The organism is Desulfitispora alkaliphila (assembly GCF_050433185.1).
In the GTDB taxonomy this organism is placed as follows: Bacteria; Bacillota; Desulfitisporia; order Desulfitisporales; family Desulfitisporaceae; genus Desulfitispora; species Desulfitispora alkaliphila.
Genome location: NZ_JBNPXS010000024.1, coordinates 21025 through 44468, shown reverse-complemented (window position 1 = coordinate 44468; position 23444 = coordinate 21025). Strand labels below are relative to the sequence as shown.

At 37.9% G+C, this 23444-nt stretch carries 22 protein-coding genes; 18 read left to right on the top strand and 4 right to left on the bottom strand.

Annotated elements, in window-relative coordinates:
• Positions 1-86 precede the first annotated feature (86 nt).
• Both nhaC and GGQ84_RS09790 read left to right on the top strand, forming a co-directional pair.
• Complete coding sequence (nhaC, locus tag GGQ84_RS09795) at positions 87-1208, top strand: Na+/H+ antiporter NhaC (protein ID WP_429162153.1); 1122 nt, start codon at positions 87-89, stop codon at positions 1206-1208.
• An 88-nt stretch (positions 1209-1296) separates the two neighbouring features.
• A complete protein-coding gene (locus GGQ84_RS09790; protein ID WP_429162151.1) occupies positions 1297-2772 on the top strand; it encodes a protein adenylyltransferase SelO in 1476 nt (491 codons plus the stop codon).
• A gap of 557 nt (positions 2773-3329) precedes the next feature.
• On the opposite strand, the gene GGQ84_RS09785 is transcribed toward GGQ84_RS09790, so the two are convergent.
• A complete protein-coding gene (locus GGQ84_RS09785) occupies positions 3330-4493 on the bottom strand; it encodes a glycosyltransferase family 4 protein (protein WP_429162149.1) in 1164 nt (387 codons plus the stop codon).
• A gap of 111 nt (positions 4494-4604) precedes the next feature.
• Between GGQ84_RS09785 and GGQ84_RS09780 the strand changes: the two genes are divergently transcribed.
• Complete coding sequence (locus GGQ84_RS09780; RefSeq protein WP_429162147.1) at positions 4605-5210, top strand: hypothetical protein; 606 nt, start codon at positions 4605-4607, stop codon at positions 5208-5210.
• A gap of 8 nt (positions 5211-5218) precedes the next feature.
• Positions 5219-5857: a protein kinase domain-containing protein gene (locus GGQ84_RS09775; protein WP_429162146.1), complete on the top strand. Its 639-nt coding sequence runs from the start codon at positions 5219-5221 to the stop codon at positions 5855-5857.
• Between the two features lie 233 nt (positions 5858-6090).
• On the opposite strand, the gene GGQ84_RS09770 is transcribed toward GGQ84_RS09775, so the two are convergent.
• The gene (locus GGQ84_RS09770) at positions 6091-6378 is read right to left on the bottom strand and encodes a hypothetical protein (RefSeq protein ID WP_429162144.1); all 288 of its coding nucleotides are present in this window, start codon (positions 6376-6378) and stop codon (positions 6091-6093) included.
• Between the two features lie 340 nt (positions 6379-6718).
• Here GGQ84_RS09770 and GGQ84_RS09765 point away from each other — a divergent pair, with 340 nt between their 5' ends.
• From GGQ84_RS09765 to GGQ84_RS09745, 5 genes are all read left to right on the top strand, one after another.
• On the top strand, positions 6719-6916 hold the full coding sequence (locus tag GGQ84_RS09765; protein ID WP_429162156.1) for an NUDIX domain-containing protein: 198 nt from the start codon (positions 6719-6721) through the stop codon (positions 6914-6916).
• Positions 6917-7576: 660 nt separating this feature from the next.
• Positions 7577-8959 (top strand): tryptophanase, encoded by a 1383-nt coding sequence (locus tag GGQ84_RS09760; RefSeq protein ID WP_429162142.1) that lies wholly within the window; start codon positions 7577-7579, stop codon positions 8957-8959.
• 26 nt (positions 8960-8985) lie between these two features.
• A complete protein-coding gene (locus tag GGQ84_RS09755) occupies positions 8986-10305 on the top strand; it encodes a sodium-dependent transporter (RefSeq protein WP_429162140.1) in 1320 nt (439 codons plus the stop codon).
• A 36-nt stretch (positions 10306-10341) separates the two neighbouring features.
• On the top strand, positions 10342-10713 hold the full coding sequence (locus GGQ84_RS09750) for a RidA family protein (protein WP_429162155.1): 372 nt from the start codon (positions 10342-10344) through the stop codon (positions 10711-10713).
• A gap of 139 nt (positions 10714-10852) precedes the next feature.
• A complete protein-coding gene (locus GGQ84_RS09745; protein WP_429162139.1) occupies positions 10853-12139 on the top strand; it encodes a DEAD/DEAH box helicase in 1287 nt (428 codons plus the stop codon).
• 47 nt (positions 12140-12186) lie between these two features.
• On the opposite strand, the gene GGQ84_RS09740 is transcribed toward GGQ84_RS09745, so the two are convergent.
• Positions 12187-12729 (bottom strand): DUF3793 family protein, encoded by a 543-nt coding sequence (locus GGQ84_RS09740; RefSeq protein ID WP_429162137.1) that lies wholly within the window; start codon positions 12727-12729, stop codon positions 12187-12189.
• A 192-nt stretch (positions 12730-12921) separates the two neighbouring features.
• Here GGQ84_RS09740 and GGQ84_RS09735 point away from each other — a divergent pair, with 192 nt between their 5' ends.
• From GGQ84_RS09735 to GGQ84_RS09715, 5 genes are read left to right on the top strand one after another with little or no spacing between them, the layout of a single operon-like run.
• On the top strand, positions 12922-13818 hold the full coding sequence (locus tag GGQ84_RS09735; protein ID WP_429162135.1) for an acetamidase/formamidase family protein: 897 nt from the start codon (positions 12922-12924) through the stop codon (positions 13816-13818).
• Positions 13819-13855: 37 nt separating this feature from the next.
• Positions 13856-15661 carry a DNA topoisomerase III gene (locus GGQ84_RS09730; RefSeq protein WP_429162133.1) on the top strand — a complete coding sequence of 602 codons (1806 nt, stop codon included), beginning with the start codon at positions 13856-13858 and terminating at the stop codon, positions 15659-15661.
• A gap of 19 nt (positions 15662-15680) precedes the next feature.
• Positions 15681-16445: a TspO/MBR family protein gene (locus tag GGQ84_RS09725; RefSeq protein ID WP_429162131.1), complete on the top strand. Its 765-nt coding sequence runs from the start codon at positions 15681-15683 to the stop codon at positions 16443-16445.
• A 19-nt stretch (positions 16446-16464) separates the two neighbouring features.
• Positions 16465-17067, top strand: coding sequence for a GNAT family N-acetyltransferase (locus GGQ84_RS09720; protein WP_429162129.1), 603 nt, complete (start codon positions 16465-16467; stop codon positions 17065-17067).
• Positions 17068-17082: 15 nt separating this feature from the next.
• Positions 17083-17754: an oxidoreductase gene (locus tag GGQ84_RS09715; protein WP_429162128.1), complete on the top strand. Its 672-nt coding sequence runs from the start codon at positions 17083-17085 to the stop codon at positions 17752-17754.
• A 40-nt stretch (positions 17755-17794) separates the two neighbouring features.
• Here the strand turns inward: GGQ84_RS09715 and GGQ84_RS09710 are convergent, their stop codons facing one another.
• Positions 17795-19930 carry a catalase gene (locus GGQ84_RS09710; protein ID WP_429162126.1) on the bottom strand — a complete coding sequence of 712 codons (2136 nt, stop codon included), beginning with the start codon at positions 19928-19930 and terminating at the stop codon, positions 17795-17797.
• Between the two features lie 200 nt (positions 19931-20130).
• On the opposite strand from GGQ84_RS09710, the gene GGQ84_RS09705 reads away from it, so the two are divergent.
• The 4 genes from GGQ84_RS09705 to GGQ84_RS09690 all read left to right on the top strand — a co-directional run bounded on the left by GGQ84_RS09705 (position 20131) and on the right by GGQ84_RS09690 (position 23387).
• Complete coding sequence (locus tag GGQ84_RS09705; protein ID WP_429162124.1) at positions 20131-21000, top strand: 4Fe-4S dicluster domain-containing protein; 870 nt, start codon at positions 20131-20133, stop codon at positions 20998-21000.
• Complete coding sequence (locus tag GGQ84_RS09700; protein ID WP_429162122.1) at positions 20990-21535, top strand: ferredoxin reductase domain-containing protein; 546 nt, start codon at positions 20990-20992, stop codon at positions 21533-21535. The genes GGQ84_RS09705 and GGQ84_RS09700 overlap by 11 nt, the downstream gene beginning before the upstream one ends.
• A complete protein-coding gene (asrC, locus tag GGQ84_RS09695) occupies positions 21483-22292 on the top strand; it encodes a sulfite reductase subunit C (RefSeq protein ID WP_429162120.1) in 810 nt (269 codons plus the stop codon). The genes GGQ84_RS09700 and asrC overlap by 53 nt, the downstream gene beginning before the upstream one ends.
• A gap of 69 nt (positions 22293-22361) precedes the next feature.
• On the top strand, positions 22362-23387 hold the full coding sequence (locus GGQ84_RS09690) for a stalk domain-containing protein (protein WP_429162118.1): 1026 nt from the start codon (positions 22362-22364) through the stop codon (positions 23385-23387).
• Positions 23388-23444 lie beyond the last annotated feature (57 nt).

The window sequence follows — 23444 nt, the reverse complement described above, 5'->3', positions numbered from 1 at the left end:
GGGCGTTACTCCTTCATTTTACCTATTGAATTATCAGTTCTCCCACAACCGAACGGTTGTAGTGCGTAATCTTTTCAATTACGAACGTGTCACACATTGCCAGTGGTATTGTCCCTGCTCTAATATATTATGGTATAGATTTTATTATAGCTAAATGGTTTTTGCCGTCAATTCTAATATTAAGTAGTATTATGGCTATACTGACGGGGAGTTCCTGGACAACCATTGGAACTATAGGCGTTGCTGCTATGGGAATAGGAGAAGGTCTAGGTATTCCCGCAGGCCCTATTGCTGGGGCCATTGTCTCCGGAGCTTTTTTTGGGGACAAGCTATCACCACTGTCTGATTCCACTAATTTAACTGCAGCTATTGTTAATGTTGATTTATACGATCATATCAAACATATGCTATATACAACTTTGCCTGCAGCTATTATTGCATTAGGACTGTTTACTTTTATGGGGTTTTCCCTAGTGGATAGTGGTAGCTCTGCTGTAAATGCTAGAGAATTGCAAGATTATATGCAGGATAATTTCAATTTTTCTCTGTGGTTGCTTATTCCACCAATAGTAATTGTAGCTATGATAGTAATGAAGGCTCCTCCGATTCCAAGTTTAATGGCAGGGGTGATTCTGGGAGGAATAATCCAGGTATTTATTCAAGGGCAGTCTGTTGGCGATGTATTCAATTATCTATATCACGGATACTCTATTTCTACTGGACAGTCTGATATGGATGAATTGCTTACAAGAGGTGGCCTTGAGAGTATGTACTCTGTTGTAATATTAGGTATAGTTTCCTTAGGCTTTGGTGGTATTATGAATGCAACAGGCATGCTTGCAGTAATAGTTAATAAGATGAAGCAATTTGTAAAAAGTCAAGGAAGACTTGTAGTGACAACAATGACTACATCTATTATGGTCAATATAATTGGAGCTAATCAATATTTGGCAGTTATACTTCCTGGTCAAATGTATGAAAGCTGTTATAAGAGGCTAAACTTGCATAGGAAAAATCTAACTCGTGCTCTTGAAAGTGGAGGAACATTAACGGCTCCACTCATTCCTTGGAATACAAGTGGTGTGTTCGTACTTTCAGTTCTAAGTGTAGACGCTCTAGCTTATGCACCGGTCGCTTTTATTTGCTGGATTACAATGATTGTGACAGCGATTTTTAGCTTTGCAAATATTACAATGGAAAATGAATAAAGGCAGTTAAGCAATTGGGGTGTTGCAAAGTATAATAAAACTACAGAGGCAGACACTAAAATAAAAAGATAAAGAAAAGGGAGATAAGATGACAGAGAAAAAAGTAATAATAAATAAAGGTTGGAATTTGGAGAATAGTTATGCTCGTCTGCCAAAGACATTTTATACTAGCATTGAGCCAACTCCTGTACGGGCACCCAGCTTAATCAAACTCAATCAATCACTGGCTAAGTATTTGGGCTTAAGTATTGATGAACTACAAAGTGAGGAAGGCGTAGCAATACTTGCTGGCAATAGCTTGCCTGAAGGAGCTTTGCCTCTTGCTCAAGCTTACGCGGGGCATCAATTCGGCCATTTTGCAATGTTAGGGGACGGCCGTGCTTTGCTACTTGGCGAGCAAATCACCCCTAAAGGGGAGCGGTTTGATATTCAGCTCAAGGGTTCAGGTAAAACGCCGTACTCTCGCGGGGGCGATGGTCGGGCGGCACTTGGGCCGATGTTGCGCGAATATATAATTAGCGAAGCAATGCATGCGCTTGGTATTGCCACCAATCGCAGTCTAGCAGTAGTTACAACTGGTGAGTCAGTAATCCGTGAAAGTGTACAGCCTGGTGCAATTCTAACCCGTGTGGCTGCTAGTCACCTGCGCGTGGGTACCTTTGAGTATGTTTCACAATGGGGCACTGCTGAGGAACTTCGAGATCTGGCAGACTATACACTACAGAGGCATTTTCCAGGATTTGATGGTGCTAAGAACCCGTACCTATTTCTGCTTCAGCAAGTGATTAAACGTCAGGCTACACTTATTGCTAAGTGGCAACTGGTTGGTTTTATTCATGGGGTGATGAACACCGATAACATAGCCCTTAGTGGAGAAACAATAGATTATGGTCCTTGTGCCTTTATGGATACCTATGACCCGGCAACTGTATTTAGTTCTATTGATACCCAAGGCCGCTATGCCTATGGCAATCAGCCCCATATAGCAGGGTGGAATCTAACTCGATTTGCTGAAACCCTATTGCCATTGCTTCATGATGACCAGGAGCAGGCTGTAAAACTTGCCCAGGATGCCATAGCAGGGTTTACTGAGTTGTACCATTGTAACTGGCTGGCGGGAATGAGAGCAAAATTAGGTATATATAATGAAGAAAAACAGGATGAAACTCTGATTAAAGACCTACTCAGTATAATGCATAAGTATGGTGCCGACTATACTAATACCTTTCGCACACTAACTTTTGATAAACTAGAGAATACTGTCCTGGTTGGTACTACTGAGTTTGAAGAGTGGAATAAATTATGGCAATCGAGATTAAGCAGACAGGAGGAATCTAAAGCTTCTTCCCACCAGTTGATGAGGAAGTCAAATCCTGCCCTAATCCCTCGCAACCACCGGGTAGAAGAGGCACTTGAAGCGGCAGTTAAACATGGAGACTTCAAGGTGATGGAGCGTCTTCTAGATGCTCTCTCGCACCCATATGCCCACTCTCCCGAGCAGGATGAATATTCTGTATTACCTTCACAATCTGCCCATCCATATCGGACCTTTTGTGGTACCTGATACGGACAAGCATAGGGCGTGATAAGTTATTTGGATAAACCTTTGAGGCTTTTAATAATTACAGGAAGAGAAATATTTTGGTCTGGCCTAGTTGTATTCCAGTAAAGCAACAAAAGAGTAGTAATAACAGTGGGAATCCAAATAAATGGTTTATCATAAAAAATTATAACGAGAGCCAATATTTTACAAAATCTATAAAAAATGATGGCATATACTGCATTCTTTCGACTTAGAGAATTAATCATAATGCCTCCTTGATTGTAAGAGAATTAAATCCTTTTACTAGTATAGGATATTGGATAATACCTCCTATTGTCAAGACAATTTTTGTTAACAAGAGTTTATCTCTTTATAGTATATTATTCCCATAAATCTAAATTATTTATGGGAATTTTTTTTACCCTGCATATCAAGGAGCCGGTAGTAGACCTGCGTTGTATCTAAATACCTCCTATATAGGAATTAAATCTGGATCAGGTAGTGAAACAAGTCCCTATATTATTGAACGCTAAGAAAAAATTTGCAAGGAGTTGGTCACCTCAATGTGTGATCAACTCCTACTGATCAAAAGAGTATGCTTTATATAACTGCAGCATTCTATTCGCAGAATGCTCCCATGTAAAGTTATGATGCACATGTTGAATAGCAGCTTTCCCCATGGAAGTAACTTTTGTTGGATTGGACAGTAAATCAATCAAAGCTTTTGAAAGCTCTTTCTCAACTGAGTTAGGATCTAGTAAAACACCTGTTTTTTCATGCTTAATAATCTCTGGTATCCCACCTGCATTTGTTGCCACTACAGTGACCCCTGTAGCCATTGCTTCAATATTTACTAACCCAAAAGGCTCTGCTTTTGAAGGGACCACGATAATATCTGCAATTTGAAACCATTTTTGAATTTCGTTATGGGGAACATAAGGAATAAAATGTATTGAATCGGACATATCTTCTGCAGTTTGATGTAGTTTCTTAACGTATCTTGTTTCCTTATTTAAACCAAAAAAAGCACTACCCACTACAAAAAGGTCCGTGTTTGGCATCTGTTTTAGAATATTTGGGAAAACATTCAAAAGGTGATGAACACCTTTTATTTTTTTTAGCCTACCCACATAAAGCACTACCTTTTTCTTTTCTATACCCAAAGATTGTTTAAACTGTTTTATATCTTTTTGTATCGTAGGGTCCCATTTTGATTTAAATTGATTTATGTCTATTCCATAATGATTGACAGTTACTTTACTTTTATCACAACCTGTATACTCAACTAAATAGTTTTTCATATATTGACTGTTTACGAGAATTTTATTAGCAACATTAATACATTGAAGTAATTCCTCTTTTGAAATTCTGTCAGGCATAATAAAAAATGTAGAATGGAGAAATAACCAGAGCTGCTTTTTTGGAAATACTCCCCGTAAATGTTTTATATACTTAGGACGGTTTTCAACTTGGATAATATCCGTATCTGTCTCTTGTAGTTTTGCTGCCACCTGTTTGATATAAGATTTAGCACCTTTATAAGGGAAGCGAATATATGTTAGTTTTCCTGCCTTTTCATAGGTGGGGTGTTTTCTAACTTTTTTACCGAAGATAGTAAAATCAACATCATCCTGAATCATAGTGGTTATTTGATGAACAATTGTTTCTACTGACGTGGAATTAGGATCAGGAATAGGATGAGAACCTGGAGTAATTATAGCCACTTTAGGTCGTTGTTTCATTTAACCTCCTCCTTTCAAGTACGCTTTATTATATTCAAAATTTAGAGTAAAGTAGCCAATATTTTATAAAATCATATAATAAAGCAAACAAAGCTAAAGGAGAAGATAAAAGTGGATGATTTTAAAGAAATTATTGTAACGAAAGGATCTCCTAAAGTAAGAGTGAAGAAAAACCCAACATCCTACAAACTTATTGGAAAAGGGATACAAGGCGCTGTGTTTAAAATATCTTCAGAGCGCTGTGTCAAGATATATCCGGAAGAAAAACACGCTGCAATGGAGCAAGCAGTATTACAGGCTGCTAAAGGATCTCAATACTTTCCCATGTTATATGAAAGCGGAAAGAACTATACTGTGATGGAATTTGTTTCGGGTATTACCCTTAGAGATTACCTATTTGACAAAAATGAAATCCCAATACATATAGTTGAACAATTGTTAACAATGTTAAAAGAACGAGAGCAGTTAGGTATACCTAGGGTTGATGCCAATTTGAGACATGTTATTATTAGCGATGATCATACGATGAAGGTAATAGATCATGTAAATTCATTCAAAAAGAAATTGCGAGTGCCAAAATCATTAACTCAAGGGTTAAAAAACCTCGGTTTATTAGAGGACTTTTTAAAAAAGGTAAGAGTTCTTGATGAAGAAACCTTTATTAAGTGGAAGAAATCCAGAACTATTGGTAAATACATAAGTAAGTACCGGTTGTAGGTGAAAATATGAGCAAAGAAAAGCTGGCGAATCTTGAGGTAGGTCAATGCCTGGGAAGAGGAGTACAAAGTCAAGTTTATAAAGGATATGACCTTATAAATAAAAGGGATGTTGCAATTAAAAAAAGGGTAAATATAAAAGGCGCACAGCAAGAAGTAAAGATTATGAAAAAATACGGCCAACACCCTTATTTACCAAAGCTTTATGATTATTTTACATATAAAAATCGGGCGTATATTGTGATGGAGCATGTTGATGGGAAGCCATTAGGCAGAGGTAGAAAAGTAGAAAAAAAGAGCGAGGAAGATGCGGTTGAAATAACAATAAATGTACTAAAAGGTTTGGGGCATTTGCACACACATAACATTTTGCATGTTGATACCTTACCAAAAAATGTTATGTTACTGCCAGGGAACAATGTTAAAATTATTGACTTTGGGTTCTCTTTTGAAAAGGGCATAGAAGGGTTGTATAAAGGGGAAAGAAAGCATAAAAGAGTAACGGGAAAACCTCCTGAATTAAGGGAACAAATTCTTTTGTTAGATGATACTACAGACATCTATGCAGCAGCATATCTGTGTGTATCATTACTAAATGGGCAACAGCCAAAATGGGACAAAAAAAATGGAAACATGTATTTAACTTAAAAAACAAATCACTAGAAACTGTTTTACAAAAAGCTATGAGTAAAGAGAAAAGATTGAGATATTCTAGCGCTGAAAAGTTTATTTGTGCCTTGGAACTAGGTTCAAAATGAGGTCTGCGAAATTGCATTGAGTAGGGACTACCGGAGTCCCGCCTACGACCAGTTCCCAATTGTCGTTTTGATCCAACCTTATTACATCAAAACCTTTGGGAGGGACAATGTATTGGTCTGAATCTAAGCTAAGTACGGCTGCCTCAATAGCTGTACCAATATAGATGTAATCTTGAAATACCGCCAATGCCCAGGGTGTTCATTTCTAGCGTCTCCAGCGCCTACGTAGAGGTGGTCATTGTAGCTTAGTAACAGATCCACATTACCCCGAGGGTTTTTATCTGGGTCACCAAAAACATCCACTTGCTCCCAGCCATCCCTCTCTGGGTCATAGCTACTGAATAACTGAATCTCAGCCTGACCCATGAGCGGTAGGTCACCCATGTATAATTTCCCTCTGTGTTCTGCCAATCCTCCTCTCCCTTAATTTTATTAATTTGTTAGCAGAAAAGTTACACTAGCAATGTAAGAGTTAGTCTTGCAATTTTGCCGATAATCTGCTATATTTAAATTAAGCACATCCCTTTAGTAAGAAGGTAAAGTTTTTTGTAAGAACGGTTTCGTTTTATGCAAGAAAGTAAACCCTGCTTTTAGGATTGTGTTTTTTGTTTTTACAAGAAGATAAGTTAGAAGTTGTAAGGAAGTGTATTTTAAAATCCAAGTATATGATAAAAAGAGTAGAAGTTCCTCGATTATGTTTGTCAAGTTGTTTGGTAAGCTTAAAGGGATGTGCTACTTGTAGGAGGTCTGCATAATTGCAGGCCTCTTTTTACATAGTAGCCTATGGAACCTAAGTGGAGGGAAAAGAAATAATAGCTATAAGGGACAATGGTGTATTCCTTGTGGACATGTAGAGTGGGACGAGGATGTTTATGAGGCATTAAAAAGAGAAACCTTTGAAGAAACTGGACTGAAGGTTGAAGTTAAAAGCAGGGGACGATTTAGATGAAGTAGAATTTTTTAGTTATAATACTGTACCTAAACTAGCTTTTCCCACAGATCAGATAGTAATAAATAAATTATATAATGAGGGTATTTTGACTTGCAATTTTCAAAACACTCTGCTATAATAAGATTAAGCACATCCCATCAAAGTAGGTTAAGTTTTTTGTAAGAACGCATTAAGTTTCGTTTTTTGCAAGAAGAAGTGCCAGCTTTTAGGAAGGATTGTGTTTTTTGTTTTAGAAAAGTAATTTCAAGGTAAAAGGTAAAAGGTAAAAGGTAAAAGGTAAAAGGTGAGAATTAAGAATTAAGAATTAAGAATTAAGAAGTAAGAAGTAAGAAGTAAGAAGTAAGGAAGTGTATTTTAAAATCGAAGTATGTGATAAAAAGAGTAGAAGTTCCTCGATTATGTTTGTCAAGTTGTTTGGTAAGCTTAATGGGATGTGCTGCTTGTAGGAGGTCTGCATAATTGCAGACCTCTCTTTATGTACGTTGAAAGTGACCTGGATAAAAAATCCAGGCCACTTTTTGTTTACATATTATGGTGCTTTTGTATATTTTTTATTAATGGATTAATAGCGTAAATTTGAATGTTTTAAAATATGCAGGGTAACCTAAAATCAACGAGAGGATTCTCTCAGTAAATTTTAAAGGAGGTTTAAACTTAATGGTACAAAAACCAAAGGCAGAGCCATTTAGAATAAAAATGGTTGAACCAATAAAAATGATTTCACGAGAAGAAAGAGAAGCTGCTCTTAAAGAAGCTGGATATAATCTATTTAATTTACGATCCGATGATGTATACATTGATTTACTAACCGACAGTGGTACTGGCGCCATGAGTGACAATCAATGGGCTGGACTAATGCTTGGGGATGAGGCATATGCAGGCAGTAAAAACTACTTTCATCTAGCTGACAATGTAAAAGAGTTATTTGGGTACAACTATACAATTCCTACCCATCAAGGAAGAGGAGCTGAACAAGTTCTATTTCCGGTGTTGTTGACCAAGGATAAGCCGTATTCTATTAGCAATTACCACTTTGATACAACTAAGGCCCATGTTGAAATAGCAGGAGGACGAGCAGCTAACATTCTAACTGGTGAGGCATTTGAAACTCATATTGAATCACCATTTAAGGGGAATTTCGATTTAGAAGCAGTTGAAAAGTTCATTCAAGAAAAAGGACCTGATAAGATTGGGATGGTGGTTGTTACAGTGACATGTAACAGTGCTGGAGGACAACCTATTTCCATGGAAAATATTCGTCAAACCAGTGAATTGGCAAGAAAACACAATATCCCACTTGTGATGGATGCTGCAAGGTATGCGGAAAATGCTTACTTTATAAAGTATCGTGAAAAAGGTTATGAAAACAAATCAATCCGCGAAATTGTAAAAGAGATGTTCAGTTATACGGATTGTCTAACAATGAGTGCCAAAAAAGATCCTTTAGTGAATATTGGTGGGGTCTTGGCATTTAAAGATGACGAAGAACTATTCCGAAAATGTCAGTCCAGAACAGTACCTCTAGAAGGATTTCCTACTTATGGTGGTCTTGCAGGTAGGGATATTGAAGCAATGGCTAGGGGCTTAATGGAAAGTATTGATGAAGACTATCTAGAGTATCGAATAGGACAGGTTAAGTATCTTGGGGATAGATTAGACGAAGGTGGAGTTCCATACCAGAAACCAACAGGTGGACATGCGGTGTTTGTAGATGCTAAAAAAATGTTGCCACATATTCCTTTCGATCAATTCCCTGCGCAAGTCTTGGCCAATGCACTATATCTGGAGTCGGGTGTTCGTTCCGTAGAAATTGGTTCCTTCTTGCTAGGGCGAGACCCGGATACAGGGGAAAACTTAGAATCTCCATTTGAGTTGTTGCGACTTACAATTCCGCGCAGGACTTACACAGTATCTCATATGGATGTGATTGCAGATGGGTTGATTGCAGTTAGTAAATATGCAGAGCAATTAAAAGGTTTAGAATTCACTTATGAACCAGAAATACTAAGACACTTTACTGCGAGGCTAAAACCCTTATAAACTTAAGATGAAGGGGAGTTTTTATTATGAGTAAAGGAACAGGTAGAGAAACATGGACCAGTAATTACGGTTTCGTTTTAGCTTGTATTGGCGCTGCTATGGGCTTAGGAAGTATATGGATGTTTCCATGGCGCTTAGGTGCCTATGGTGGTGCCGCTTTTTTGTTACCCTATCTAGTATTTATGTTTGCGTTGGGTATTACTGGGCTTATGGGAGAATTTGCCTTTGGACGAAGTCAAAAAAGAGGTGCCATAGGTGCCTTTGAAAATGTTTTAAAAGAGAAGGGGTCATCAATTGGCCCTGCTCTAGGTGCGTTACCAGTACTAGGTGTTACAGGAGTATTTGTATTTTATCTAATTGTGGTAGGGTGGATTTTCAAATACTTCGCTTTATCACTTACAGGAGCCTTTAATACAATAGATATTCCTGCATACTTTGGCGGTTTTGCAGGGAGTACAGAGGCGGTAATCTGGCATGCCATTGCTCTTGTTGCTACTTTGATAATTGTAAAATTAGGTGTTTCAAAAGGTATCGAAGCAGCAAACAAGTATATGATGCCAGCGCTATTTGTGATACTACTGTTAGTAGCTATTCGAGCAGTTACTCTTCCTGGTGCCATGGAAGGAGTGCGTTTTATACTTTTCCCTGATTGGTCTTATTTAGCGCAGCCAATCACCTATGTAATGGCTTTGGGTCAAGCGTTTTTCTCTGTTGCACTTGGTGGTGCAGGTATGCTGGTCTATGGTAGTTACTTGAGAGATGATCAGGATATACCATCCTCAGCTTTTAACACGGCTTTTTTCACTACCATTGCAGGATTGCTGGCAGCTTTCGCCATAATACCCGCTGCATTTGCCTTTAATCTACCAGCAGAAGCCGGACCTCCATTGCTTTTCATTACTTTACCCAATGTATTTGCAGAAATGCCTGGTGGTTATATATTCGGTGTATTGTTTTTTCTAAGCGTACTTTTTGCAGCAGTATCCTCCGCCATTAACTTAATGGAGGTTCCAGTTGAGGCTGTAATGGATCGCTTTAATTGGGGAAGAGATTTCAGTGTTCTAGCTGTTGCTGTTTTCGGTTTTGTGGTTGGATTGCCATTAACATTGAACATGAACTACTTTGGGATGTTTGCTGACTTTGTAACCATATATTTGGTTCCACTAGGTGCTGTATTAGCAGCCATTGTATTCTTTTGGGTATTTGGAATTTCTAATGCCAGAGAGGAAATTAATAAGGGTGCTAAAACACCTATTGGAGCTTGGTGGGAACCCATAGGTAAGTACGTTTTTGTTGGTGTTTCTGTTGCCGTGTTAGTACTAGGGGTTATTTACGGAGGTTTTTAACAAACTAAATTTTAAAAAGGGGTGTATATAGAAAATATGGAAACTATTAACTCTAATAAAGCAGCTCCAGCTATTGGACCGTTTTCACATGCTGTAAAAGTAAATGGTATGGTTTTTACCAGTGGACAACTACCTTTTACTGCAGAAGGACAATTAGTCAGTGAAGATGTTCAAGAGCAAACGAAACAAAGCTTAAATAATGTGAAAGCTATTTTAGAAGAAGCTGGAACAGATATGAGCAAAGTAATTAAGTGTATGATTTTCATCAAAGATATGAATGATTTCCCTAAAATTAATGATATCTATGGATCTTTTTTCAGTGAGCCATACCCAGCACGTAGCCTTGTAGAAGTTGCCCGTTTGCCAAAGGATGTTAAGGTTGAAATCGAAGCTATTGCTTTAGTGTAACTTAACTTGTATATGCTAAGAACCCCATCCTTGCTTTGGGGTTCTTAGTTTATTCAAATAAAATTCTATTAATTGGTAGCAAACCGTGATATAATTATATATTATTATTTATTCTAAAAAAGAAAGAGGTAACTTAAAGTTGGAAAAAAATTTTTTGTCTTTAGGAGTTAGAAATGAATTAAACGAAGTTTTAGAAAAGCTAGGAGTCAAGGAGCCTACTCCTGTTCAGCAACAGGCAATCCCTATTTTATTAGAGGGAAAAGATATTGTGGCTCAAGCCCAAACAGGTACAGGGAAAACCTTTGCTTTTTTGCTACCCATACTGGAAAAGGTAAACGTGAACAAGCCTTATGTTCAGGCCTTAATAGTTACTCCTACAAGAGAGCTGGCGATACAGATTACTGCCGAATTAAAGAAATTAACCCCTGCAGTAAGTGCTAATGTATTGGCTGCTTACGGTGGTCAGGATGTGGAAAGACAAGTCAAGAAGCTAAAGGGTTCAATTCATATAGTTGTTGGGACGCCAGGACGAATATTGGATCACATCCGTCGAGGAACAATAAACCTTTCTGGGGTGAAAATGCTAGTTCTTGATGAAGCTGATCAAATGCTACATATGGGCTTCTTACATGATGTAGAGGAAATAATTAAACATACATCTGATAAACGGCAGACGATGCTTTTTTCAGCAACAATACCGGGGAAAATTAGAACTTTGGCAAGGCGTTATATGAAAAATGCAGTAGATGTTCAAATAGATAGTAAAAAGATAACTTTAGATGAGATTAAACAAGTAGTTTTAACGACTACTGATCGGGAAAAGCAAGACAGATTATTTAAATTAATTAATCAGTACAAACCATACTTAGCTGTGGTGTTCTGTCGTACCAAAAGAAGGGCTAGTAAGCTTAATGAAGCCCTGCTTGAGAGTGGTTATCTATCTGATGAACTACACGGTGATCTATCTCAAGCTAAGCGTGAGCAGGTTATGAAGCGCTTTAGAGAGGCCAAGATACAAATACTTGTGGCAACTGACGTAGCAGCAAGAGGCTTGGATGTGGAAGGGATTACTCACGTTTTTAATTATGATATCCCTCAAGATGCAGAAAGCTATATTCATCGCATTGGAAGAACTGGTCGAGCAGGGGAAGAAGGAAGAGCGATTACATTAGCCACATCGAGGGATTCCTTTTCACTAAGGGAAATTGAAAAGGGAATTGGTATGTCTATTGAGATAGAAGGGGAAAAATTAGAACGACCAAAGAAACAACCCCTTAAAAAAGGTAGGCAAGATAAAGGGTCACGAACCGAATTCAGCAAAAAGAAAAAGCAGGGGCAGTTACAAAAGAAGTCAGCTCAAAAACCAAACGAGAGAGACAAAGGGGTAAGGAAAAAAAGAAAAAACGTAAGAAGCCGAGCCAATTAAACCATCGAGGGGACTGTCAAACCGTCCCTTTAACAGTCCCCTGTTCGTTAATATGCCGAATCTACTGAAGTTTCCATGTAGACTACTAAATAATCTCCAAAGTAAAAGCCAGGCAAGAAAAATATAACAGTCCAAATAAGGGCACCAATAGCAGCTATACTAAAAAACTTCGATAGTGACATAGTTCCAATCTCATGAGGGCATGAATCTTCATATCTATTTCTTAATAAGTGAAGTTTTTCTTCCAAAGTGGTGTCCTTGTGATAACCAAGAGTAGTTAGAAGAGCAACATTTTCATCGTTAGCAAGGAATTGTACGAGCATTTCTCTTTTAAAAAGTAGAACTGTCTTATAGCCCTGTTTCTTTCGAAGTTCAAAATATTTAAGGTTGAGCTCTCTACAAATTTCGTCCTTATATTTATCCCAAAGATATAATTTGTTTTTTTTATGCTTAGTTAAGGTGACTAGAGAAGAAGGTTTTATCCCTTTTACAGTTGGTGCAGCTATAAAAGCAACTAGTGAAGTAATATATTCCTTTCCTTCTAATTTACTAACAGTTTTTAAGTATTGCATTTTTATTAACTTGTCCAAGATAATCCCCCTTACGAAAATCTGTTATAAAATAAACTAAATAAGTATGATAACACCATTATAGTTGATAACGATTTTCATTGTCAACTAGTTTTGATTAAATACTTGGAAACAAAAGCTGGTTTGTTTGGAGGAAATTCGACGACTAAACTGGAATTAATACAACAATAATCTTTTTTTGGAGGTGTTTTTTTGTTTATTAATAAAGAGAAACACGTATTTGTCATGGACAAAAATAACCAACCCGTAGAAAGAGTTGCCCTGCCGTGTAATTTGACTTTTGAAACCTTAGATTGTTTTAGCGAACAGATAAAATGCTCCGAAGACACTATTGCTACACTAAATTTTGATAGGGTAAATCCAGCTACTGGTCCTGTCTATTTAGAAGGTATAAAAGCAGGAGATGTAATAGCCATTAATATCTGTGACATAAGGATAAAATCCCCAGGAAAGATGGTAGCAGCTCCTGGAGCAGGTGTATTAGCTTCAATATTAGAGGAAGCTGAGACAATGATGGTTCCTATAGAAGACAATAAAGCTACATTTAAAAACTTACAGTTACCATTAAATCCCATGATGGGTGTTATTGGGGTAGCCCCCAAGGATGACCCAATACCTTGTGGTGTCCCCCATAGTCATGGTGGGAATATGGACACTAAACTAATTGCAACTGGATCCACTCTATACCTTCCTGTTCAAGTTGATGGGGGGCTGATTGCTATAGGTGACTTGCATGCAGCTATGGGAGATGGAGAAATCATGGTTTCAGGGGTTGAAGTATCAGGAGAAGTAGATGTTACAATTACTAAGGCTGAAAATGTTAACTTTAGTAATCCTGTAGTTAAAACTGATAAGGAGCTTGCTATTATAGCATCTGCTGAAACACTAGATGAGGCAATTGAGATAGCAACTATCCAAATGGCCCGATTTTTAGAAACCCAAACAGAGCTAAGTTTAAATGAAGCAGGTATGCTGATGAGTGCTTGTGGCAACGCTCAAATTTCACAAATAGTAGATCCTTTAAAAACAGCTAGATTTTCCATGCCTATAGACGTACTTAGAAAGCTAGGGGTATTTATTGCGTTTTAACCACCCTTGACAAGAATGATTGCAAAATGTAAGGAGCGTGACTAAGATATCTAAGATTTTGGTATTGACAGAAAAACCTGCAACAGGAAGAGATATTGGAAAAGTGTTAAACTGCAAGCAAAAAGGTGATGGCTACATTTATGGAGATAAATATGTGGTGACTTGGGCAGTTGGGCACCTGGTTACTTTGATGGAACCAGATGAATACGATGCTAGGTATAAGCGTTGGAGCTTGAATACATTACCCATAATTCCTGAAGAGATGAAGTTGAAGGTACCCCAAAAGACCTCTAAGCAATTTAAGGTAGTAAAAAAATTAATGAATAGTAATGGAATAAGCTCTTTAATTTGTGCTACTGATGCAGGGAGAGAGGGAGAGTTGATTTTTCGTTATATCTATAACCTTGCGGGCTGTAAAAAGCCATTTCAGAGGTTGTGGATTTCCAGCATGACCGATGCAGCAATAAAGGAAGGGTTTAGTAAGCTAAAGGAAGGAAGCGAATACGATAACCTCTATTACTCTGCTAAATGTCGTTCTGAGTCCGACTGGCTTGTGGGGATAAACGGTACTAGGGCTTTTACAGTTAAGTACAATACGCTTTTTTCCATTGGGCGGGTGCAAACACCTACCCTGGCCATGTTAGTTAAAAGACAAAAAGAGATAGCTTCCTTTGAACCAAAGAAATATTGGGAGATTAAAGCTAATTACAATGAATTTACGGGTACGTGGTTTAATCCTGAAACTAAAGAAAACAGAACCTATGATCAGGAAGAGGCAAAGGCCATTGCCAAAAAGGTTAAGGGAAAAGTAGGGACTGTCGAGGAAGTTAAAGAGGAGCAGAAGCGAGAGTTGCCTCCATTGCTATATGACCTTACTGAGCTGCAGCGGGATGCAAATAAGAAATATGGCCTATCAGCCCAGCAGACCCTAAATATAGCCCAAAGTTTATACGAAAAATATAAGTTAATTACTTATCCCAGGACAGATAGTCGCCATTTAAGTAGTGACATGACGACTATCTTGAAACCTACTGTAGCCAAATTGGCAGTAGAGGAATACAAAAAACATTGCGACTACATACTAGGATTAAGTAAACTGCCAATAACTAAGCGTATAGTAGACGATACTAAAATATCAGATCATCATGCTATCATACCTACACCTGTTACACCTAACCTTAGTAAATTATCTGACAGAGAAAAAAATATATATCACCTCATTGTTTCGCGCTTTTTATCAGTATTTTACCCTAACCACCAATACACAGTAACTACAATTAAGGTAGAAGTGGAAGGGGAAAAATTCATTTCTAAAGGAAAGGTAATTAAAGAAATTGGCTGGAAAGTACTACAAGTAGAAGCTGAAACTAAGAGGGGAAAAGGGAACAAAGAAAAAGAACAGATTTTACCCGACGTAAGTCAAGGAGATCAGGTTCCAGTTGAGAGTGCAAAGGTAGTATCTAAGGAGACTAAGCCACCAGTGCCTTACACTGAGGCAACTCTTTTAGCGGCCATGGAGGGTGCAGGTAAGTTTGTAGAAGATGAGGAACTAAAGGAGCACTTAAAAGAAAGTGGCCTAGGTACACCTGCTACAAGGGCAGCTATTATTGAGAGGTTAATTAAGGTTAAGTATGTGACTAGGAATAAAAAGGCTTTAGTGCCTACAGATAAAGGAATGAAAATAATTGAACTAGTGCCGCCAGAATTGAGGTCACCCGAGACTACGGGTAGGTGGGAAAAAGGACTTGCCGCAATAGCCAAAGGAACAATGACTCCTACTAGATTTATGGAAAGCATCAATAGATATGTAAATTATATCATTAAAGAAGCTAAAAATAACTAGGCAGAAAAGAGGGGATAGGGTGGAAAATAAAATTAGACTAATAAATATTGGGGCACTAATTGCAGTCATTGTAATAAATTTTTTGGCAAACTGGCTGCCAATTAACAATCAGACTACAGCAGAGGTTTCTGCAAAATATCCTGCTCTTTTTACACCTGCAGGCTATGCTTTTTCAATATGGGGACTCATATACTTATTACTGACTGGCTTTGTTATATACCAAGCCCTTCCGGGGCAAGAAAAGAATAAAATGATTATTTCTATTGGATATTTACTTGCTATTAGTAGCGTATTTAATGTTTTCTGGATATTTGCGTGGCATTATGATTTAATAGGCCTTTCCTTGATTATAATGTTAGCGTTACTCGTTACATTAATTATACTATACATAAGAATAAACAATAAAAAGAAATCAATTGCATTAGCAGATAAACTACTGGTACAGCTTCCCTTTAGTATTTACCTTGGTTGGATCAGTGTGGCCACATTAGCAAATGTAGGCTCCTTTATCTATTACATGAACTGGGATACTCTACTTATAAGCCCTGTTATCTGGGCTATAGTCATGATTATTTTAGGAACTTTTATAGCTTTTTTAAATATCCTCACTAAACACGATACGGCATATGCTTTAGTTTTTGTTTGGGCATTTATAGGGATAGGGGTACGGCATAGCAGTGAAATTCTTATACTTACAATTACAGCATGGCTTGCAGCAGCAGCAATTACCTTTTTACTGGGGTGGACAAAATACTCCAATCATTATATAGACCGGAGGTATTAAAGGCATTGAGAGGTGATACATGATGATAAATTTGGAAGAGTATAATCCCAAAAAGCATGATAAGCATTTAATAGCTGAGCTTATATACCAATCTGATGAAGAGTTGAACTCTCTAGTTTATGGAGAACAGGAAGAAGCAATAAAGGTGATTACAGCACTTATAGATATGGAAGATAACTACTACACCTCTCCCTACATTAAATGTGTTGTATACCAGGAAAAATTTGCTGGAGTCTTAGTAGGTTTTCTAGTTAATGAGAAATCTCAAATAGATAAAAGCTCAGGAAAAGCATTTGCAAAGGCCATGGGGACATGGAATTTTTTGAAAAGGATGCCTCTGCTCTTTAGGATGGGGAAAATAACATCAGGGGAGATGGACGCAAAGGGGTATTATATTCACACTATCTGTGTAGCATCTCAATTTCAAGGGCTTGAGATTGGGAGAAAGATAATAGAAATTTTAGCAATAGATCATGAAAAGCTTTATTTACACGTGAATATAAAGAAGCAAGGGGCTCAAAAATTTTACAAGAGAGTAGGCTTTCAGCCCCAGTCAAAGGGCACCATAAATCATAAGGGGAAAGAAATAGGTACATACTTAATGGAAAAGAAATCAAGCTAGGGGATGATTTAAGAGATGGGATCAAAGTCTGCATTAATAGTTGGCGCCAGTGGCTTAGTGGGAAATGAGTTACTAAAGCAGCTATTGTCTGCTCAGGAATACGGCAAGGTCGTGGCACTTGTTCGAACTTCTCTGGGTATTGATCACCCAAAATTAGAGGAGAAAATAATAGACTTTGATAATATAGACTTCTACAAAGAATGCTTTAAGGTAAATGATGTATTTTGCTGTTTGGGAACTACAATCAAAAAAGCAAAAAGCAAAGAAATATTTAAAAAAGTAGACGTGGATTATCCCGTAGCAGTTGCAAAGTTGGCTAAGGAGACGCAAGTGGAAAAATTCTTAATTGTAAGTTCAGTGGGTGCTAACCCCAATTCAAAAGTTTTCTACTCTCGCATGAAGGGGCTTCTTGAGGAGCAATTAAAAGAGTTAGGCCTTAAGTCACTACATATATTTAGGCCATCGCTATTGCTCGGAGAGAGAAAAGAACAAAGGCTCGGGGAGGATATAGGGAAGTTTGTGACCAAGGGGATACTCTTTATGTTCAAAGGTACTCTTTCACATTATAGCCCCATAGAAGCGAGAGTATTAGCGTTAGGCATATATAGGATTGCCCAAAGTAATGCTAAAAGTGGGGTACATGTTTATAGCTATAATCAAATCTCAAACGTAACTCTAGAAACTTAGAAAACGGCTCCATTTTTAGAAGCCGTTTTTTCTATATTCACTAGGCAGGAATGAACTTTTTTTGATTTGCGCGCTCCCAATGGCGATGTTGGGCAATGGCATTAATAAATTCTTGACTAAAGTAGCCTTCTTGGTTGTGATTTCCCATGTCGGCGGCATTTTGGATTGTTAATACTCCCTGATCTTTAACCAGTTGAGCGTGAGTATCTTTGCCAGCGGTCTTTGCGCCTTTAATCTGAGAAGTGGTTAGTAAGTCAACCCCCTCGTTAGTAGCGCCGATAGTCTTGGCGTGCTTAAATGCTTCATTTATAAAGTGTAACGCATCTCCTAATTGCATGAGCTGGTCTACACTCTGGCGCCCACCGGGAACATACACCGCATCATACATAACAGAACCAGCACCTAGCCAACTTTTATTTACCTCTAGTTGTTGGCCATCCACTCCTGTAATCATACCCTGTTTACTACTAACAATATGACAGTGTAATCCTGCACTGTTTAAGGCATTCATTACTTGGTTTACCTCGGAGAAATTAACGCCATTTTCTGCTAGAATGGCTACCTGTCTTGTCTTTGCTGTTTTAATTGTATTTTCTTGGCTAACTGCTGGTGATGAATCAGAGACGTCAGCTTTGCTTGGATTTGCCGGGGGAGTTGCTCCAATCCCCATGGCTATTTGAGTAGCTAAGTGTCCATCTATATTGTTATACATATCTACTATCCGTTGCTTAACCTGCTTGTCCATAACCCCGCCTAACTCAAAGTGAAAAGCTTCAATTATATGCTGCTTCTCTATTGGAGACATGCTGTTCCAGAAAATTTTTGATTGGCGGTAGTGATCATTAAAGCTCTTGCTCCGCTCACGAACCTTTCGGCCTTCAACCTTTTCTGTGTAATGAACATATCCTCCTTCCTGATCTGGAACAGGGTGAGGCGAATTTCCCTGAAGAGCATTGGGGAAGTAGCTGACGCGGCCTTTATCAATAGTCATTCGATGGTAACCATCTCGTTGATTATTATGAAGAGGTGCTATCGGGCGGTTAATGGGAATTTCATGGAAGTTAGGTCCTCCTAATCGGATTAGTTGTGTATCTAGATAGGAGAATAATCTTCCCTGTAGCAATGGGTCGTTGGTAAAATCAATCCCTGGTACAACGTTGCCCGGGTGGAAAGCCACTTGTTCTGTTTCAGCAAAGAAGTTATCAACGTTTCGGTCTAAGGTCATCTTACCAATTTTTTTAACCGGGATAACTTCTTCTGGCCATAGTTTGGTTGCATCCAAGATATCAAAGTCAAAATTAAACTCATCTTCTTCCTTAACCATTTGTACACCCAGCTCAAACTCTGGGAAATCCCCTCTGTTAATTGCATCCCATACATCCCGACGGTTATAATCAGGGTCTTTACCAGCTAGTTTTTGTGCCTCGTCCCAAACTAGTGAATGGGTTCCCAAAACAGGTTTCCAGTGTAATTTTACAAAGTGTGCCTTACCCTGATTATTGAAAAACCTAAAGGTATTGACGCTAAAGCCTTCCATCATCCGAAAACTCTGAGGGATTGCTCTGTCTGACATTAACCATAGAACCATGTGGGCAGTCTCAGGTGTGCTGGCTACAAAGTCCCAAAAGGTGTCATGGGCGCCAGAAGCCTGGGGAATTTCATTGTGAGGTTCAGGCTTAAGTGCGTGAATCAGGTCTGGGAATTTGATGGCGTCGTGGATAAAGAAAACGGGTATATTATTGGCCACCAGGTCATAGGTCCCCTCTTTTGTGTAGAATTTAGTAGCAAAGCCTCGCACATCGCGCACAGTATCTGCAGAGCCTCGGGATCCAATAGCTGTAGAAAAGCGAACGAAAACCGGTGTTTTAACAGATGGGTCCTGTAAAAAAGAAGCTCGGGTAAACTCAGTCATGGGTTCATAAGCTTGAAAATAGCCATGGGCCCCGAAGCCTCTAGCATGAACCACTCTTTCTGGAATGCGCTCATGGTCAAAGTGAGTTAATTTTTCTCGAAAATGAAAGTCCTCCATTAAAGTTGGACCACGGGAACCTGCTTTAAGGGAATCGTCCGTATGAGAGACAGGAACCCCTTGATTAGTGGTAAGATTTTTATTGTAGTGATCAGCTCGATAAGGTTTTAACTGTTCATCCTTGCTGTATTCGTTTGTTTTATCCATTCATTACAACTCCTTCTTTTCAAATATAAATAATCTTACTTTTATTAGATTACCTTCTATTTAACTGATATATACTTAGCGCTACCTTGTTAAAAATGGCAAGTACTTTAGTTGATTTTCTATTGTTATTGTGATGATTTTTACAGTATTTAATATTTACTCTTGATACGATTATTCTATTAGAATGAGGGGGGACTAAAATGGCTTATGAGGTTAAGGGCGAAATTTTCAATACTTTGTTAAGCAAGTGGAAGAAAAAATATAAGATATATGCACCAAAAAGACTTGAAAAGCGAGGGCGTTTTTCTGATACAGATTTAATCCGCTACGGTGAAATTGAAGCAGTAGAAGAAATTGTGTGGAGTGAGAAATCTCACTTTTCCCCAAAGGAGATTGTACATCCTATAACACAAACCTTATTATATTTTACAGAAGATCAGTATCAGGAATCTTTGGTACAGGATAAAAAAATAATGATTTTCTTACGTCCCTGTGATATTAACGGTTTTAAAAGGCTGGATACTATTTTTCTGAATAATGGACCTTATCCAGACTATTATTATGAGCGATTAAGAGAAAAAGTGAAATTTGTAATGATTGAGTGCAAAGAAAGCTTTGACAACTGTTTCTGTGTTTCCATGGACGCTAATTTTTCCAATGACTATAATATGGCTGTTAGGTTTAATCAAGAAAACCTCTATTTCCATGTTAAGGATGATGTGGCTTGCGGACGCTGTAATGTTCACTGCATTACCTGTAGTTGTTTTACTACACAGGATATAACTTATGATGACAACCCAAAAACAGGGGAGAGAAGAAGAATCTGGGCAAGTTGTCACGTGGATAACTTTACCACAATGGCAGGTGGACACGAATTCAGAGAAGATTATGGTTCTAGAATGAGATTTAAGACCATGCATAAAATTTATGACTACAAAAAAAGATTTGGAGAGCATATGTGTGTTGGTTGTGGACGGTGTGATGATCAGTGTCCTGAATACATCTCTTTCTCAAACTGTATTAATAAAGTGCATCAGGTGTTAAAGGAGGAGAAGACCAATGAACAATAATCCCTATATACCGCAAAAGGTGAAAGTATTGAACGTAACTGCACAGACCAATTTGGATATAACCTATAAACTAGCATGTGATATGAAGCCAGAAAACGGACAGTTTGTTCAGGTATCTATTCCGGGGGGAGGGGAAGCACCTATTTCAATTAGCGATTTTGGAGATGGTTACATTGAAATGACCATTAGAAAAGTGGGTACTCTAACCAATGAAATTTATAGCCTTAAACCTGGAGATGACCTATTTATTAGAGGACCTTATGGAAAGGGATTTCCCATAGAAAAATATAAGCAAAGGCAGTTGATTGTCATAGCAGGGGGAACTGGCTTGGCTCCTGTTAAGAGCATTATTAACCATTTTTATCGCAATCCAGGGGAAGTTAACAAGCTTAATATATTACTAGGTTTTAAGTCACCAGAGGATATATTATTTAGAGAAGAAATTGCTTTATGGAAAGAAAAATTTGATATCACATTAACAGTTGACCAAGCTCAAGCAGACTGGCAAGGAAACACAGGTCTTATCAGGTTTTGAAATCTTGGGCATCCCCTTTCAATGTATGGAAGCGGTTAACAAAAGGTTAGAGCCCCTAGTTCAAGAACTAGAATTAAATCAAGGTGTGAAAATAGAGAATCCTCATAAGGGATATCCATCTGCAGGAACAAGAAATGTATCAGCTTGTATAGGAAATCAAGTCTGTCAATTTGCCAACTACAACACTACTGAATTTGCTAGAAAAGTAGAAAAGTCTATTTTCCCCAATGACTATCATGTTAAGAGAGCCCTTTCTGGTTGCCCTAATGACTGCATCAAAGCCCATATGCAGGACTTTGGAATTTTAGGGATGACAAAACCAGAGTATGAAGTGTATAGGTGTATTAGCTGTGAGGCTTGTGTAAAAAACTGTAGCAAAAATGCTACAGGGGCATTGAAGGTGCACAATGGCAAGGTAAAAAGAGATGAGCACCAGTGTATTGGTTGTGGGGAATGTGTCTTAAAATGCCCAACTAGTGCCTGGACTAGAAACCCCGAAAAGTATTATAAGTTATTAATAATGGGTCGGACAGGGAAGAAAAATCCAAGGTTAGCTAAGCCATTTTTAGAGTGGGTGGATGAGGCTTCAATTATAAAAATAATTCAAAATACCTATGAATACATTGATGAGTTTATAGATCGTACTCTGCCAAAGGAACACGTAGGCTATATAGTAGACCGGACAGGAGAACAAGTTTTTAAAGAATATGCTTTAAAAGATGTGAACCTTGGTTGTGAAGTAAAGGAATATTTATAATATATTTGAAACCTTTTTATTGTTTTTACGTCTATTAGATTATACAACAATAAAAAGGGGAGATATATTATGAAAACTAAAAAAATACTTATAGGAGTTTTATCAGCATCAATAATTACATTATCTGCAGGTACTTCTTTTTCATCTCAATTTAATGACAACTCCGTTGCGGTGCCTATCAACAGTTACAAGGATACTGTAATCGTAGGTTCTGAGCACAAAGAAGAAATTACTGGATTTGGTGCCTTTACTGGAAAGGTTAAGGAAATATCTGATTTCCAAAGTATGGAGGGAACAAAAATAGCTTTGCTAGAGTCAGAGGATGGGAAAATAGCTAATATTTTAGTATCCGAATCCACATATATATTGGATGATGCAGACATTAAAGAAGGATCTGTAATTACTGGATATTATGACTTAAGTGCACCGATGTTGATGATTTACCCTCCGCAGTATAGGGCTGAAGCTGTAGTGATTGAAACTGAGGAGAAAAATGTAAAAATGGACGTGTTTGATAAAAATTTAATAAGTGCAGATAACACATTAAAACTTAATGTGACTGATGAAACTAAAATTGTGTGGCAAGATGGTACAGAGTTTACAGGAGATTTAAAAAATAGAAAGCTAGTAGTTGAATATGATATTTCAACACGTAGTATTCCTGCTCAGACTAATCCAAAAAAAGTTACTGTATTAAATGAAGGGGAAGAAAATCGGGCAACTGCTATCATGGATAATGTATCCAATATGGAGATAGTGGTTAATAATGAGAGAATAGATGCACCTAGCGCTTATACTAATGAAGCTGATGTTGTAATGGTTCCTCTACGCCCAATTGCTGAAGCTATAGGCTATGAGATTTCTTGGGATAGTGAAACACAGAGTATTAGGTTGGGACTAGGAATTAATTTAACTATTGGAGAGGATAACTATATATATATGAAAACTGCTCCAATAAAATTAGGCACTGCACCCACAATAGAGAACGGTATAACCTATGTTCCTTTAAATTTCTTTAGAGAAGTTATGAAGATGAATAATGCTTATGTATTTGAGGGACAGATTGTGATAGATGATGGAGAAGTAATGGAGTAAGAAGGAACCACTACTAAATGGTATGTAAAACCATATATAGTAGTGGTTTTTTTTGAT